This window comes from Nocardioides sp. Z21_20, assembly GCF_059766585.1.
In genome coordinates this window covers 242,239-257,460 of the sequence record NZ_JCBAJX010000001.1, presented here as the reverse complement: position 1 = coordinate 257,460, position 15,222 = coordinate 242,239, and the positions used below count along the sequence as shown (strand labels likewise).

12 protein-coding genes are annotated in these 15,222 nt (G+C 72.5%); 9 read left to right on the top strand and 3 right to left on the bottom strand.

Going from position 1 to position 15,222, the window contains the following annotated elements:
• Positions 1-26: 26 nt before the first annotated feature.
• From AC6EH9_RS01340 to AC6EH9_RS01325, 4 genes are all read left to right on the top strand, one after another.
• The gene (locus AC6EH9_RS01340; RefSeq protein ID WP_498419807.1) at positions 27-2,228 is read left to right on the top strand and encodes a 3-hydroxyacyl-CoA dehydrogenase NAD-binding domain-containing protein; all 2,202 of its coding nucleotides are present in this window, start codon (positions 27-29) and stop codon (positions 2,226-2,228) included.
• 109 nt (positions 2,229-2,337) lie between these two features.
• A complete protein-coding gene (locus tag AC6EH9_RS01335; protein ID WP_498419806.1) occupies positions 2,338-3,417 on the top strand; it encodes a phosphotransferase family protein in 1,080 nt (359 codons plus the stop codon).
• Complete coding sequence (locus AC6EH9_RS01330; RefSeq protein WP_498419805.1) at positions 3,417-4,094, top strand: histidine phosphatase family protein; 678 nt, start codon at positions 3,417-3,419, stop codon at positions 4,092-4,094. Before AC6EH9_RS01335 ends, AC6EH9_RS01330 begins: the two co-directional genes overlap by 1 nt.
• 18 nt (positions 4,095-4,112) lie before the next feature.
• Positions 4,113-4,553, top strand: coding sequence for a DoxX family protein (locus AC6EH9_RS01325; RefSeq protein ID WP_498419803.1), 441 nt, complete (start codon positions 4,113-4,115; stop codon positions 4,551-4,553).
• 21 nt (positions 4,554-4,574) lie between these two features.
• On the opposite strand, the gene AC6EH9_RS01320 is transcribed toward AC6EH9_RS01325, so the two are convergent.
• The 3 genes from AC6EH9_RS01320 to AC6EH9_RS01310 form a co-directional block, all read right to left on the bottom strand.
• Positions 4,575-7,127 (bottom strand): SpoIIE family protein phosphatase, encoded by a 2,553-nt coding sequence (locus tag AC6EH9_RS01320; protein ID WP_498419801.1) that lies wholly within the window; start codon positions 7,125-7,127, stop codon positions 4,575-4,577.
• A gap of 135 nt (positions 7,128-7,262) precedes the next feature.
• On the bottom strand, positions 7,263-8,012 hold the full coding sequence (locus tag AC6EH9_RS01315; protein ID WP_498419799.1) for an SDR family oxidoreductase: 750 nt from the start codon (positions 8,010-8,012) through the stop codon (positions 7,263-7,265).
• Between the two features lie 109 nt (positions 8,013-8,121).
• Entirely contained in the window at positions 8,122-8,841 is a 720-nt protein-coding gene (locus AC6EH9_RS01310) for an RDD family protein (RefSeq protein ID WP_498419797.1), read from the bottom strand.
• A 462-nt stretch (positions 8,842-9,303) separates the two neighbouring features.
• On the opposite strand from AC6EH9_RS01310, the gene AC6EH9_RS01305 reads away from it, so the two are divergent.
• Genes AC6EH9_RS01305 through AC6EH9_RS01285 form a run of 5 tightly spaced genes read left to right on the top strand, consistent with a single transcriptional unit; the run spans position 9,304 to position 15,219 of the window.
• On the top strand, positions 9,304-9,921 hold the full coding sequence (locus AC6EH9_RS01305; RefSeq protein WP_498419795.1) for a TetR/AcrR family transcriptional regulator: 618 nt from the start codon (positions 9,304-9,306) through the stop codon (positions 9,919-9,921).
• Positions 9,922-10,719: a TIGR03084 family metal-binding protein gene (locus AC6EH9_RS01300; protein ID WP_498419794.1), complete on the top strand. Its 798-nt coding sequence runs from the start codon at positions 9,922-9,924 to the stop codon at positions 10,717-10,719. It abuts the gene before it with no gap.
• Positions 10,716-12,485, top strand: coding sequence for an acyclic terpene utilization AtuA family protein (locus AC6EH9_RS01295; RefSeq protein ID WP_498419792.1), 1,770 nt, complete (start codon positions 10,716-10,718; stop codon positions 12,483-12,485). The genes AC6EH9_RS01300 and AC6EH9_RS01295 overlap by 4 nt, the downstream gene beginning before the upstream one ends.
• Positions 12,482-13,627 (top strand): acyl-CoA dehydrogenase family protein, encoded by a 1,146-nt coding sequence (locus tag AC6EH9_RS01290; RefSeq protein WP_498419791.1) that lies wholly within the window; start codon positions 12,482-12,484, stop codon positions 13,625-13,627. Before AC6EH9_RS01295 ends, AC6EH9_RS01290 begins: the two co-directional genes overlap by 4 nt.
• On the top strand, positions 13,624-15,219 hold the full coding sequence (locus tag AC6EH9_RS01285; protein WP_498419789.1) for an acyl-CoA carboxylase subunit beta: 1,596 nt from the start codon (positions 13,624-13,626) through the stop codon (positions 15,217-15,219). The genes AC6EH9_RS01290 and AC6EH9_RS01285 overlap by 4 nt, the downstream gene beginning before the upstream one ends.
• Positions 15,220-15,222 lie beyond the last annotated feature (3 nt).

The window sequence follows — 15,222 nt, the reverse complement described above, 5'->3', positions numbered from 1 at the left end:
CCCGGACTGAGAAGGAACACGCATCCATGAGCACTGAGACCCAGACCGCGGTCCGCTACGACCGGGACGCCGACGGCATCGTCACGCTGACCCTCGACGACCCCACCGCGCGCGCCAACACGATGAACGAGCTCTACCAGAGGTCGATGGACGAGGCGGTCGATCGGCTCTACGCCGAGGTCGACGACGTCGTCGGCGTCGTGATCGCCAGCGCCAAGAAGACCTTCTTCGCCGGCGGCAACCTCAAGAACATGGTCCAGGCCGGCCCCGACGACGCCCAGTCGGTGCTCGAGTCCGCGGAGACCATCAAGGCCGGCCTGCGCCGCCTCGAGCTCTACCCGCGTCCGGTCGTCGCCGCCATCAACGGCGCCGCGCTCGGCGGTGGCCTGGAGATCTGCCTGGCCACCAACCACCGCATCGCCGTCGACGACAACAAGACGCCGATCGGCCTGCCCGAGTCGACGCTGGGCCTGCTGCCCGGCGGCGGCGGGGTGACCCGCGTGGTGCGGATGCTCGGCATCCAGAGCGCGCTGATGGACGTGCTGCTGCCCGGCACCCAGTTCAAGCCCGCCCAGGCCAAGGAGAAGGGGCTGATCGACGAGCTCGTCGCCAGCCAGGACGAGCTGCTCCCGGCCGCCAAGGCGTGGGTCCTCGCCCACAAGGACGAGCCCGAGGCCGCCCAGAACCCGTGGGACCGCGCCGGCTACAAGATGCCCGGCGGCACGCCGGCCAGCCCCAAGCTCGCCGGCTTCCTGCCGGCGTTCCCGGCCCTGCTGCGCCAGCAGACCAAGGGCGCGCTCTACCCCGCCCCGCGCGCGATCATGAGCGCCGCGGTCGAGGGCGCGCAGGTCGACTTCGACACCGCCTCGCGCATCGAGTCGCGCTACCTGACCAGCCTGATCGTCAACCAGCAGGCGAAGAACATGATCCAGGCGTTCTTCTTCGACCTGCAGGCGATCAACTCCGGCTCGCTGCGCCCCGACGGCATCGAGCCGTTCCAGGCCACCAAGGTCGGCGTCCTCGGCGCCGGGATGATGGGAGCCGGCATCGCCTACTCCTGCGCCCGCGCCGGGATGGAGGTCGTGCTCAAGGATGTCTCGGCCGAGAACGCCGAGAAGGGCAAGGCCTACTCGGAGAAGCTGCTCACCAAGGCCGTCTCGCGCGGCAAGAGCACCGAGGAGAAGAAGGCCGAGCTGCTGGGCCGGATCACCGCCACCGCCGACCCCGCCGACCTGGCCGGCTGCGACTTGGTGATCGAGGCGGTCTTCGAGGACCCGGCGCTGAAGAGCAAGGTGTTCGCCGAGGTGATGCCGTACGTCAACGCGGACGCGCTGCTGTGCTCCAACACCTCGACGCTGCCGATCACCGAGCTGGCCGAGGGCGTCGAGCGTCCCGCGGACTTCATCGGGCTGCACTTCTTCTCGCCCGTCGACAAGATGCCGCTGGTGGAGATCATCCGCGGCAAGGAGACCTCCGACGTGGCGCTGGCCAAGGCCTACGACGTGGTCCAGCAGATCCGCAAGACGCCGATCGTGGTCAACGACAGCCGGGGGTTCTACACCTCGCGGGTGATCGGGACGATGGTCAACGAGGGCCTGGCGATGCTCAACGAGGGCATGCACCCGGTCAGCATCGAGCGGGCCGCGACGCAGGACGGCTACCCGGTCGGCACCCTGCAGCTCTCCGACGAGCTCAACATGGAGCTGATGGCCAAGATCCGCAAGGCCACCGCCGACGCCGCCGAGCGCGACGGCATCACGCTGCCGGAGGACCCGGCCGGTGACGTGGTCGCCACGATGATCGAGCTGGGCCGCTCCAGCCGCCTCGAGGGCGCCGGCTTCTACGAGTACGACGAGTCCGGCAAGCGGCTGGGCCTGTGGCCCGGGCTGGCCGAGCGGTTCCCCGTCGCCGAGCAGCAGATCCCCTTCCAGGACATGAAGGACCGGCTGCTGTTCGTCGAGGCGATCGAGACCGCCAAGTGCTTCGAGGAGGGGGTCATCACCTCCGCGGCGGCCGCCAACATCGGCTCGATCATGGGCATCGGCTTCCCGGCCAACACCGGTGGCGCCGCGCAGTTCATGACCGGCTACGTGGCCGCCGACGGCGAGATCGGGCTGGCCGCGTTCGTCAAGCGTGCCGACGAGCTCGCCGACGCCTACGGCGAGCGGTTCCGCCCCACGGCGTACCTGCGCGACCTGGTGGCGAAGGGCGAGTCCTTCCCCGCCTGATCGCCTCTCACCCGACGCGGCGCCGGATCCCTGTGGGGGTCCGGCGCCGCGTCGTGCGATTTGTGGACCATCCGCTCCGCAGCCGGGTGAGGTGCCGCACAATGAGCGCGTGACCGTGCGCCATGACGAGGGAAACCCCACCCGCGGCCTCCGCGAGGAGGACGCCTTCGACGTGGCCGCCGCCGCCGGCTGGCTGCGCGAGCACGCAGCGGGGGACCGCACCGAGCTGGCCGGCACCCCCGAGGTGCGCCAGTACGGCGGCGGAGCCTCCAACCTCACCTACCTGCTGCGCTACCCCGAGCGCGACCTGGTGCTGCGCCGCCCGCCGGTCGGCACCAAGGCCGCCGGGGCGCACGACATGGCCCGCGAGTTCCGGCTCCAGGCCGCGCTGCACCCGGTCTTCCCCCGGGTGCCGCGGATGGTGGCGCTGTGCGAGGACGAGAGCGTGCTCGGCGCGCCGTTCTACGTGATGGACCGGGTGGCCGGCACGATCCTGCGCAAGGACCCGCCCGCCGCGCTGTCACCCGCGGACGCCTCCACGCTGTGCTCGAACGCCCTGGACGTGCTGGTCGAGCTGCACGCCGTCGACGTGCAGGCCGCCGGACTGGAGTCGCTGGGCCGCGGCCCGGGGTACGTCGAGCGTCAGGTCGGCGGCTGGTCGGGCCGCTTCCGGCGGGCGCGCACCGAGGATGTCGGCGACTTCGAGGACGTGATCGCCTGGCTGGAGGGCCACCGGCCCGACGACGTCGCCAGCTGCCTGATCCACAACGACTTCCGCTTCGACAACCTGGTGCTCGACGCCGACGACCCGCTGCAGGTGGTCGCGGTGCTGGACTGGGAGCTGGCCACCGTGGGCGACCCGCTGATGGACCTCGGTGGCGCGCTGGCCTACTGGGTGGAGCCCGGGGACGACGACTTCTTCCAGGCCTTCCGGCGCCAGCCGACCACGGCGCCAGGGATGTGGACGCGCGCCGAGGTCGTCGCGGCGTACGGCGAGCGCACCGGGCGCACGGTGACGCCCGAGCAGTGGCTCTTCTACGAGGTCTTCGGGCTGTTCCGGGTCGCGGTGATCGCCCAGCAGATCCACTACCGCTACTTCCACGGCCAGACCACCAACGAGGCCTTCGCGACGTTCGGCCCCGCGGTGGGCTACCTCGAGACCCGCTGCCGCGCCCTGCTGGGGCTCTGATGGGCTCGCTGCTGCTGGTGCGCCACGGCCAGGCCTCGTGGGGCACCGACGACTACGACGTGCTCTCGCCGCTGGGCTGGGAGCAGGGCAGGCTGCTGGGGAAGTCGCTCGCGGCGCGCGGGGTCCGCCCCGATCTGGTGGTCCGCGGCGACATGCGCCGCCACCGGGAGACGGTCGAGGCGATCGCGCAGGGTGCAGGCTGGGACGTCCCGGTCGAGGTCGACGGCGCGTGGGACGAGTACGACCACCTGGCGGTGCTCGCCCGCCACGACGAGACGCTCGAGGACGAGCTCGACCGCCGGCAGTTCCAGGCGTGGTTCGAGGCCGCCATGCGGCGCTGGTCCTCCGGGGACCACGACGCGGAGTACCACGAGCCGTTCGCCGCCTTCACCGACCGGGTGGTGCGCGCCCTGGAGCGGGTGGTCGAGCGGGTCTCCGCGAGCGGCACCGTGCTGGTGGTGACCTCGGGTGGGCCGATCGCGTGGAGCACGATCGCGCTGGTCAACGACTGGGAGAGTGGGGAGGGGCCGGCCCCCTACGCGGCGGCCTGGGCGCGGCTGAACACGGTGGCGGTGAACTCCGGGGTCAGCAAGGTGGTGGTCGGGCGCCGCGGCACCACGCTGGTGACCTTCAACGAGCACAGCCACCTCGAGGGCGGCACGCTCACCTACCGCTGACCGGCTAGCGTCGGCGCCATGACCTCTTCGCGTGCCGACCTGGCCCCGTCGTCGGCCGATGGTGCGCCGCGCACCGTCGGCCGATTCGCGCTGGCGGCGGTGATGCTGATCGCCGGGGTGGGCCACCTGGCCCGCACCGAGGAGTTCCGGGCGCAGGTGCCGCCGTTCTTCCCCGCCCGCGACGCGATCGTCTACGCCTCCGGGGTGGTGGAGCTCGCCATCGGGGCGGCCCTGGTGGCGGCCCGCGGCCGGCGCCGGGTGCAGCTGGGGTTCCTGCTTGCGGCGTTCTTCGTGGTGATCTTCCCCGGCAACATCAGCCAGTACCTCACCGGCGAGGACGCCTTCGGGCTCGACACCGACGCCAAGCGCGCGGTGCGGCTGGTCTTCCAGCCGGTGCTGGTGCTGTGGGCGCTGTGGTGCACCGGCGCGCTCGCCGCGTGGCGGCGTCGCCGCTCCTGAGCGGCGCGGCCGCGTGGGCGGTCAGTCGTCGAGGGGGAGCCGTACGGCGACCAGGGCGACGTCGTCCTCGGGGCGCTCGGGCAGCAGCCTGCGCAGCAGCTCGTCGCAGATCTGGTCCAGGGGCAGGTCCTCGTCGATCAGCTCGGTGAGCACGCTGGCGAGCTGGTCGATGCCGTCGTCGAGGTTCTGACCGCGCCGCTCGACGAGCCCGTCGGTGTAGAGCAGCACGGTGGCTCCGCGCGCCAGGGTGCGGACCGCCTCCGCGCGCGCGACGTGCGGGTTGAGCCCGAGCAGCAGGTCGGGGGAGTCGGTCCACAGCACCGCGGCCGGCCCGCTCCCCGGCTGGACCACCAGCGGCGGCGGGTGGCCCGCGTTGGCCCAGCGCAGCCGGGCGGTCCCGGCCGCGCGCTCGGCGGGGGTCTGCTCGAGGCGCGCGAGGAGCACCGTCGCGGTGGTGTCGATCTGCAGGGACGACATCGCCTCGTCGACCCGGCGCAGGACCTCGGCGGGCTGGGCGCCGGTGGTGACCGCGATGCCGCGCAGCAGGCTGCGCAGCTGACCCATCGCCGCCGCGGCCGCGGTGTCGTGACCGACGACGTCGCCGATCACGATCGCCATCGAGCCGTCGTCCTGCAGGAACGCGTCGTACCAGTCGCCGCCCACCTGGGCCGCCTCCGCCGCGGGCACGTAGCGCACCACGACCTGGAGGTCCTCCGACTGCGGCGGCGCGGTCATCATGCTGCGCTGGAGCGTCTCGGCGAGCTCGCGCTGCTGGACGTAGAGGCGGGCGTTGTCCAGGGCCAGGCCGGCCCGGCCGGCCACCTCCTCGAGGGTGGCCAGATCGTCGGGTGCGAACTGCGCGCGGGCGTGGCCGCGGAACGCGGAGAGCAGACCGAGGGTCCGCCCGCGTGCGCGCAGCGGGATCACCACGGCCGAGCTCGGGTCCAGGCGCAGGCACAGGTCGCGCGCCTCTCCCGCGGTGAGCACCTGCGCGATCTGGGCGGCCGCGTGCTCGGCGACCAGCACCGTGCCCTGCTGGTCCAGCGCGCGGGCGACGAAGGAGGCGTCGGTGAGGGCGGGGATGCGCACCTGGGTGTAGCGCTCGACCAGGTCGCGGAGCTCCGGGGCGGCGTGCCACCAGCCGACGTCGCGCAGCCCGCGGCGCCAGTCCCCGTGCCCGGCCGCGGAGTCCTCGACCAGGGTGACCAGGCACCAATCGGCCACCGGCGGGACGATCAGCTGGGCCAGGCGCCCGACGGCCTCCACCGGGTCGAAGGTCCCGGTCAGGGCGGCCGTCACGTCTCCGAGCAGCTCGGCGCGCCGGGTGCCGCGGGCGACCGTGTCCTGGGCGAGCCGCCGGTCGGTGGTCTCCAGGAGGTAGACCGAGAGCCCGTCGGAGGTCGGCCAGGCACGCGCCTCGAACCAGCTCTCCAGCGGCTGTGCGTAGTAGACCTCGAACGACACCGCCTCCCGGGTCTCCATCGCCTTGCGGTAGTGCTCTTCGAAGTCGCTGCCCTCGATCCGGGGGAAGAGCTCCCACAGCACGCTGCCGATGGCCTCGGCCCGGCTGACGCCGAGCAGGCGCTGGGCCTCGGCGTTGAGGTAGGTGAAGCGCCAGGCACGGTCGAGGTGGAAGAAGGCCGTGGGCATGGCGTCCAGCACGCGGGTGACCAGCGCCTCGCCCTCCTGGGCGGCGGTGGTGTCGATCCCCGCGCCCAGCACGCGGACCGCGGTCCCCTCGGGGCCGGCCAGGGCGCGTCCGCGGGCGCTGATCCAGCGCACGCCTGCGTCGGGGAGCACGACGCGGTAGTCGACGCTGAAGACGCCGCAGCTCGAGATCGCCTCCAGCAGCGCCCGGTGCAGGCGCGGCCGATCCTCGGGGTGCACCAGCTCGTCGAAGGCCTCCATGGTGCCCGCGAAGGCCGAGCGCTGCACGCCGAAGAGCTCGATCAGGCGCTCGTCCCAGCGCAGCTCGCCGGAGCCCAGGTCCCAGTCGAAGGCGCCCACGCCGGCCGCGTCGACGGCGAGCTGCCAGACCAGCCGCTCCTCGTCGTACGTCGCGACCAGGGCCGCGAGCTCGAGCTCGGCCACCACCGGTCCGGCGAGCAGCTCCAGCAGCGCCACGTCCGCGTCGCTCCAGTCGCGGGGCGAGGCGTCGTAGACGCAGAGCGCGCCGACCGGGTGACCGTCCGCGACCAGCGGGACGCCCAGGTAGGAGCCAACCAGGCCGGAGACCACCGGCGGCAGGTGACGCACCCGCTCGTCGGTGCCTGCGTCGCTCACCTGCAGGGCCGCGGAGTCGGTGACGATCAGCCGGCACAGCGAGTCGATGGTCGCAGACTGCTCGCCGACGGCGTCCACGCCGGCGCCGACGCCGGCCATCACGCTCTGCACGTCGGAGATCAGCGACACCTGCGCGGAGCCGGCCCGCAGCAGCCGCGCCGCCCGCTCGGTGAGCCGGTTCAGCGATTCCAGGCCCTCGGGCCGGGAGAGGCGCCGCGCATAGTGGGCACGGGCGGCCTCCAGTGCGCCGTCGCCTGCGAACGGTCCGGTCGCGTCGTCCGCGGCGCTCACGTCACCCTCGCCGGGCGTCGTCCGACTACTGGACACCTGGTCCATGTGCCGGAGACGCCGCTGGTCCTCATCTGGAGAGTGTGGCACTTTCAGGGCACTGTCGGCCCCAATGTCGACGCACCGGAGTCCGGAGGCTCAGATCAGTCTCTTGAACACGGTGAGCGGCGCATGCCGCATCACCACCGAGAGCGGCGCCCACGGCCACGGCGGCACGTGGGCGGAGGGCCTCTCCTTCTCGATCGCGGCGACCATCGCCCGCACGCCCTTCTCGGTCGACACCATCAGCGGCTGGCGCTGGGCGACGTGCTCGTTCATCTCCGAGGCGATGTAACCCGGGTAGATCACCGAGACCTTGATGGCGGTGCCGTGCAGCTCGGTGCGCAGGCCCTCGGCGAGGTGCGCCACCCCGGCCTTCGTCGCGGCGTACGTCGTCATCGACTTGGGCATCCCGCGCACCGCCGAGAGCGAGGACACCATCACCAGGTGCCCGGCCTGCTGAGCGCGGAAGACCTCCATCGCCGCCTCGGCCTGGGTCAGGGCGCCGACGAAGTTCGTCATCGCGGTCTCCCGGTTCGCGCCCTGGCGACCGGTGCCCAGGGGCGCGCCCTTGCCGAGGCCGGCGTTGATCACGATGCGGTCGATCCGGCCGAGCTCGGCGTGGAAGTCACGGAAGCCCGCGAACACCGACTCGTCGTCGGTGACGTCGACGGCGCGGATCAGGACCCGGCGCTGCGGATGCGCGGCGAGGATCTCCGCGCGGAGCTCCTCGAGCCGATCGGTACGGCGCGCACAGAGCGCCAGGTCGTAGCCCAGGTCGGCGAACTGGCGGGCCATCTCGGCGCCGAGTCCGGAGCTGGCGCCGGTGATCAGGATGCTGCGGGCCATGTGGCGGGGTCTCCCAGTGCTCTCGGACGCGGCGGGCGGCGGCGTCGGCCTGTTCCGGCTCGACGCCGCCGCCCGGCGTGGTGGTGTGTCGGTGCTGCTCTCGGTGGGGTCAGCGCTGCTCGGGCGCCTGGACCACCACGGTGTTGAGGATCTTGTCGGTGAGGGTCTGCTTCTTCGCGTCCCACAGCGGCCACAGGTAGTCGATGTAGCAGGCCTGGTTGATGACCCCGTGCAGCAGGTAGCGCGCGAACGCCATGCCGGCGCCGACCGGCTGGCCGTCCTGCTCGCGGATCAGCTTGATCCCGACCTTGGCCTTGCCGTAGCTGGCGCCGGTGCGGCCCTGGCGCATCATGTAGTTGCGGACCCAGATCACGACTCCCACGATCATCCCGGCCGCCAGCAGCAGGAGGCCGACGATCAGCAGCGGGAGGTTGGGCTCGGTGACCTCGCCGTACGAGTTCGTCTCCGCGGTGGTCATCGCGGCGATGAACAGCACATAGCCGATGCTCGTCAGGACCCACGCGGGCCACATGATCAGCAGGTCCCACAGCGTCGCGATGGCCCGCTGCCCCCACGTGGCGTAGGCGCCCTGGCCGGCGCCGTACGGCTGCTGGCCGTAGGGCGAGCCGTAGGCGGGGGCCTGGCCGTAGGGCTGACCGGGCTGCTGGCCGTAGCCGGGCGCCTGGCCGTACGGCGACTGCTGGCCGTACGGCGACTGAGCCTGCTGCGGCGGCTGGCCGTACGGCGACTGAGCCTGCTGCGGCGGCTGGCCGTACGGTGACGGGTTCTGGCCGTAGGGGTCCTGGGGCGGGTTTCCGTACTGCGACAAGGGTGTCTCCTGCGTATGCGGCCTGCATCGGCCCGGTCGGCCGACGTGGCACAGGTTAGTGGCTGCGCTCACCCCGCGACGTCCTCTTGCGCCGACTCGGCGTGAACTCGCACGCTCAGCCCCCCGAGTCGGCGTGACCTCGCGCGCTCAGGCCGCCGAGTCGGCGTGAAGTCGCGCGCTCAGGCCGCCGAGTCGGCGTGAACTCGCCTCCCCAGGGTGCTGACTCGGCGTGACCTCGCAGCCCACGGGCACCGAGTCGTCGTGAACTCGGGCCACCTGGCTGTGACTCAGTGCGAACTTGCGCCGACTCGGGCGTCGTACGTGGTGAGTTCACGCCGACTCGCGGGTCATATGACGTGAGTTCACGCCGACTCGCGGGTCGTACGTCGTGAGTTCACGCCGACTCGGGGGTAGAAAAAGTCAGGCTTGACTGTTTGTTGGTGGAGGGCTCAGGATGTGGGCGTGAGCCAGACCACAGGACCCGGCCCCCGGGTCAGCCAGGAGGAGCGCACCCGCGCCATGCGGGCCCGCCTGCTCGAGGCGACGGTGGAGTGCATCGTCGAGTACGGGTGGAGCGGCACGTCCACCACGCTCGTCTCCAAGCGGGCCGGCGTCAGCCGGGGCGCCCAGCTGCACCACTTCCCGAGCAAGACCGACCTCGTCATCGCCGCGGTCGAGCACCTCAGCCAGGTCCGGGCCGCCGAGATCGAGGCCGCGGCCGAGGGGCTGCCGACCGGACCGCGGCGTACCCGCGCGGTCCTGGAGATGCTCGCCGAGCACTTCACCAGCCCGGTCTTCACCGCGGCCCTCGAGCTGTGGGTCGCGGCCCGCACCGACGCGCAGCTGCTCGCCGCCGTCGGCCCCCTCGAGCAGCGGGTCGGCCGCGAGATCCACCGGCTGACCGTCGAGCTGCTGGGCGTCGACGAGTCGCGGCCGGGCACCCGCGAGCTGGTCCAGGCGACCCTCGACCTGGTCCGCGGCCTGGGCCTGGCCAACACCATCTCCGACGACGCCGGCCGCCGCCGCCGGATCCTCGACCAGTGGGCGACGACCCTCGATGCCGTCCTGAAGGAGAACTAGATGAACGACGTGCTCCACGCAGTGCTCGCCGACCTCGCCGCGGAAGGCGACCGGCTCGAGCGGCTGGTCGTCGATCTCGACGAGGCCGGCTGGCGCACCCCGACCCCGGCCGAGGGCTGGGACGTCGCCACCCAGGTCGCGCACCTGGCCTGGACCGACGAGGCCGCGCTGGCCGCGGCCACTGACAAGCAGGCCTGGGACGAGCTGGTCCTCGCCGCGATCGCCGACCCCACCGGCGTCGTCGACAACGCCGCCCTCGACGGGGGCCGGGTCGCCCCCGAGGCGCTGCTGGCGCGCTGGCGGGCGGCCCGACCGGCGCTGGTCGAGGCGCTGCGCGACCTCCCCGAGGGACAGAAGATGCCGTGGTTCGGCCCGCCGATGTCGGCCACCTCGATGGCCACCGCGCGGTTCATGGAGACCTGGGCGCACTCCCTCGACGTGCACGAGGCGCTGGGCGCCACCGCCGAGGTCAGCGACCGGATCCGGCACGTCGCGCACCTGGGCGTGCGGACCCGCAACTACTCGTTCTCGGTGCACGAGCTCGCCGCGCCGGCCGAGGAGTTCCGCATCGATCTGACCGCTCCCTCCGGCGAGGCCTGGACCTGGGGACCCGAGGACGCCGCGCAGCGGGTCACCGGGTCGGCGCAGGACTTCTGCCTGCTGGTCACCCAGCGCCGTCACCGCGACGACACCGACCTGGTCGCCACCGGCGCGGACGCCGAGCGCTGGCTGGAGATCGCGCAGTGCTTCGCCGGGCCGCCCGGCGCCGGCCGCGCGGCCGCGGGGGTCCAGGCATGAGCGTCCTGCGGGTGGGCAACTGCTCGGGCTTCTACGGCGACCGGCTCTCGGCGATGCGCGAGATGCTCGAGGGCTCGGTGGACGGGCACGGCCTCGACGTCCTGACCGGCGACTACCTCGCCGAGCTGACCATGCTGATCCTCGGCAAGGACACCATGCGGGACGCCTCGCTGGGCTATGCCCGCACCTTCGTGCGCCAGCTCGAGGACGCCCTCGGCCTGGCCCTGGAGCGCGGGACCAAGATCGTGGCCAACGCCGGCGGGCTCAACCCCGCCGGGCTGGCCGACAAGGTGCGCGAGGTTGCCGCCGGGCTGGGCCTCGACGTCGCGGTCGCCCACGTCGAGGGCGACGACGTGCGCGGCTCGCAGGCGCTGGCCGAGCTCGGCCTGCCGCACGCGCTCACCGCCAACGCCTACCTGGGCGGGCTCGGCATCGCCTCGGCGCTGCGCGCGGGCGCCGACATCGTCGTCACCGGCCGGGTCACCGACGCCTCCCTGGTCGTCGGCCCTGCCGTCGCCCACTTCGGCTGGGACCCCACGTCGTACGACGAGCTGGCCGGGGCGGTCGTGGCCGGGCACGTGCTGGAGTGCGGCACGCAGGCATGCGGGGGCAACTTCTCCGGGTTCCTGCAGCTGCCGCGCGACGGGCGCCCGCTCGGCTTCCCGCTCGCCGAGATCGAGGCCGACGGCTCGTTCGTGGTGACCAAGCACGACGACACCGGCGGCATGGTCACCGTCGACACCGTCACCGCGCAGCTGATGTACGAGATCCAGTCCACGCGCTACCTCGGCCCCGACGTGACCACCCACCTCGACTCGATCTCGCTGGCCCAGGTCGGCGAGGACCGGGTCCGGGTCAGCGGCGTCACCGGCGGCGCCCCGCCCGCCCAGCTCAAGGTCTGCGTCAACGAGCTCGGGGGCTTCCGCAACACCGCCGAGTTCGTGCTGACCGGGCTCGACCTCGAGGCCAAGGCCGAGTGGGTCCGCGCCCAGGTCGATTGCGCCCTCGCCGCCGCGCCGGGAGGGCCGCCCGCGTCCGTGCACTGGGGCGAGGTGGGCCCGGCGCTGGCCGACGCGCCGACCGAGGAGTCCGCCTCGGTGCTGCTGCGCTGCGTGGTCAAGGACGCCGACGCCAAGCCCGTCGGCAAGCCGTTCACCTCCGCCGTGGTGGAGCTGGCCCTGGCCTCCTACCCCGGCTTCACGATGACCGCGCCGCCCTCGGCCCCCACGCCGTACGGCGTGTACAAGGCGGCCTACGTCGACCGCGCGGTGCTCACCCACACGGTGGTGCACGCGGACGGGCGTCGCGAGGTCGTCGCGGACCCGCCGGTGGCCGGTGGGCCGGTCGGCGAGGAGACGCTCTCGCCCGAGCACTTCGGGCTGCGCCCCTCGCCGTTCCCCGCCCCGGTCGACTCGGTGACCCGCCGGGCGCCGCTGGGGACCTTCGTCCACGCCCGCTCGGGCGACAAGGGCGGCGACGCCAACCTCGGCCTGTGGGTTGCCCACGACGGCTCGGAGAAGTACGCCGACCGGGTCCGCTGGCTCACCAAGCTCATCACGCCGCGCCGGATCCGCGAGCTGGTCGGCGAGGCGGAGGGCCTCGACATCGAGGTCTTCGTGCTGCCCAACCTCGGCGGCGTCAACGTGCTCATCCACGGTCTGCTCGGCGAGGGGGTCGCCTCGTCGACCCGGTTCGACCCGCAGGCCAAGGGCCTCGGCGAGTGGGTCCGCTCACGCGTCGTCAACATCCAGGAGTCATTGCTGTGATCGGTTTCGACACCCCCGAGCGCCTGGCGCTCAAGCAGAGCGCGGCGGAGTTCACCCGCCGCGAGGTGGTCCCCCACCTGCAGGAGTGGGAGGACGCCGGGGAGCTGCCGCGGGCGCTGCACAAGGCGGCCGCCGCGCAGGGCCTGCTCGGCGTCTCCTTCGCCGAGTCCGTCGGCGGCGAGGGCGGCGACCTGCTCGACTCCGTCGCGGTCGCCGAGGCGATCCTGGAGGCCGGCGGGTCCGGCGGCCTGATCGCCAGCTTGTTCACCGGCGGGATCGCGCTGCCGCACCTGGCCGAGAACGGCTCGCCGGACCTGATCGAGCGCTACGTGCGCCCGGCGCTGGCCGGCGACGCGATCGGCGCGCTGGCGATCACCGAGCCCGACGGTGGCTCCGACGTCGCCAACATCCGCACCACCGCGCGCCGCGACGGCGACGAGTACGTGGTGAACGGGCAGAAGACGTTCATCACCAGCGGCGTGCGCGCCGACTTCGTGACCACCGCGGTGCGCACCGGCGGCCCCGGCCACGCCGGTGTCTCGCTGCTGGTCATCGACAAGGACACCCCCGGCTTCACCGTCGACCGGCAGCTGGCCAAGATGGGCTGGCACTGCTCGGACACCGCGGAGCTCTCCTTCGTCGACGTGCGGGTCCCGGCCGCCCACCTGGTCGGCGCCGAGAACACCGGCTTCTACCAGATCGCCGACCAGTTCGTGGTCGAGCGGATCGGGCTGGCCGTGCAGGCCTACGGCATCGCGGCCCGCTCGCTGGCCCTGACCGCGGCGTACTGCCGCCAGCGCGAGACGTTCGGCAAGCCGCTGATCAGCCGCCAGGTGGTACGCCACAAGCTCGTCGAGATGCACCGCCAGGTCGAGACGGCGCGCGCCTTCACCCGCGACGTGGCCGCGCGCCACGTGGCCGGGGAGGGCGTGATCGCCGAGGCGTGCCTGGCCAAGCAGACCGCGGTGGACGCCTCGACGTACGTCTGTGATCAGGCGGTGCAGCTGCACGGCGGCACCGGATACATGCACGGGACCGAGGTGGAGCGGCACTACCGCGACGCCCGGATCCTGCCCATCGGAGGAGGAGCGAGCGAAGTGCTCACAGATCTGGCCGCCAAGCTGCTGGGGTACGCCTCATGAGCGCGGGTACGACGAGCCGCCGCGAGGCGATGCTGGCCAAGGTCGCCGACCTCGAGGCCGAGCAGGCCAAGGCGGTCGCCGGCGGCGGGGAGAAGAGCGTCACCCGTCATCACGCCCGCGGCAAGCTGCTCCCGCGCGAGCGGATCGAGCTGCTGCTCGACGAGGGCACCGCGTTCCTGGAGCTCTCGCCGCTGGCCGGCTGGGGCTCGGACTTCCACGTCGGCGCGTCGGTGGTCACCGGCATCGGCGTGATCGAGGGGGTGGAGTGCATGATCACCGCCAACGACCCCTCGGTGAAGGGCGGCGCCTCGAACCCGTGGACGGTCAAGAAGGTCTTCCGGGCCTCGCAGATCGCCGAGGAGAACAACCTCCCGACGATCTCGCTGGTGGAGTCCGGCGGCGCCGACCTGCCGACCCAGAAGGAGATCTTCATCCCGGGCGGCAAGCTCTTCCGGGACCTGACCCGGGCCAGCGCCCGCAAGCAGCCCACGGTCGCGCTGGTCTTCGGCAACTCGACCGCCGGCGGCGCCTACGTGCCGGGGATGAGCGACTACACGGTGATGGTCAAGGAGCAGGCCAAGGTCTTCCTCGGCGGCCCGCCGCTGGTGAAGATGGCCACCGGTGAGGAGTCCGACGACGAGTCGCTGGGCGGCGCCGAGATGCACGCCCGGGTCTCCGGCCTGGCCGACTACCTCGCCGAGGACGAGCGTGACGCGATCCGGATCGGACGCCGCATCGTGGCCCGGCTCAACTGGCGCAAGGCGCGCCCCGAGAGCGCCCGCACCGCGTTCGACTTCGCCGAGCCCGACGAGGACGCCGACGGTCTGCTCGACCTGATCCCCACCGACCTCAAGGAGCCGTTCGACCCGCGCGAGGTGATCGTCCGGATGGTCGACGGCACCGGGCCCGGCAACGCGCAGCCCTTCGACGAGTTCAAGCCGCTCTACGGGCCCTCGCTGGTCACCGGCTGGGCGCGGATCCACGGCCGCCAGGTCGGCATCCTCGCCAACGCCCAGGGCGTGCTGTTCTCGGAGGAGGCGCAGAAGGCGACCCAGTTCATCCAGCTCGCCAACCAGATCGACGTGCCGCTGCTGTTCCTGCACAACACCACCGGCTACATGGTCGGCAAGGAGTACGAGCAGGGCGGCATCATCAAGCACGGCGCGATGATGATCAACGCCGTCTCCAACTCCACGGTGCCGCACCTGTCGGTGATCATGGGCGCCTCCTACGGCGCCGGCAACTACGGCATGAACGGGCGCGCCTACGACCCGCGCTTCCTGTTCACCTGGCCCAGCGCGAAGTCCGCGGTGATGGGTCCGGCGCAGCTGGCCGGCGTGCTGTCGATCGTGGCGCGCGCCGCGACCGAGGCCAAGGGCAAGGAGTACGACGAGGCCGGCGACGCCGCGATGCGCGAGTTCATCGAGGCCTCCGTCGAGGAGCAGTCCCTGCCCTACTTCCTGTCCGGGATGCTCTACGACGACGGCGTCATCGACCCCCGCGACACCCGCACCGTCCTGGGCCTGTGCCTGTCCGTGATCGACAACGCCGACTTCGCGGGCACCGACCGCTTCGGCGTCTTCCGGATGTGAGTG

What these genes read in the sequence shown, in the direction of transcription:
- AC6EH9_RS01340 (WP_498419807.1), top strand. Translation starts at nt 27, where the DNA reads ATGAGCACTGAGACCCAGACCGCGGTCCGCTACGACCGGGACGCCGAC.
- AC6EH9_RS01330 (WP_498419805.1), top strand. Translation starts at nt 3,417, where the DNA reads ATGGGCTCGCTGCTGCTGGTGCGCCACGGCCAGGCCTCGTGGGGCACC.
- AC6EH9_RS01325 (WP_498419803.1), top strand. Translation starts at nt 4,113, where the DNA reads ATGACCTCTTCGCGTGCCGACCTGGCCCCGTCGTCGGCCGATGGTGCG.
- AC6EH9_RS01315 (WP_498419799.1), bottom strand. Translation starts at nt 8,012, where the DNA reads ATGGCCCGCAGCATCCTGATCACCGGCGCCAGCTCCGGACTCGGCGCC.
- AC6EH9_RS01300 (WP_498419794.1), top strand. Translation starts at nt 9,922, where the DNA reads ATGAACGACGTGCTCCACGCAGTGCTCGCCGACCTCGCCGCGGAAGGC.
- AC6EH9_RS01295 (WP_498419792.1), top strand. Translation starts at nt 10,716, where the DNA reads ATGAGCGTCCTGCGGGTGGGCAACTGCTCGGGCTTCTACGGCGACCGG.
- AC6EH9_RS01285 (WP_498419789.1), top strand. Translation starts at nt 13,624, where the DNA reads ATGAGCGCGGGTACGACGAGCCGCCGCGAGGCGATGCTGGCCAAGGTC.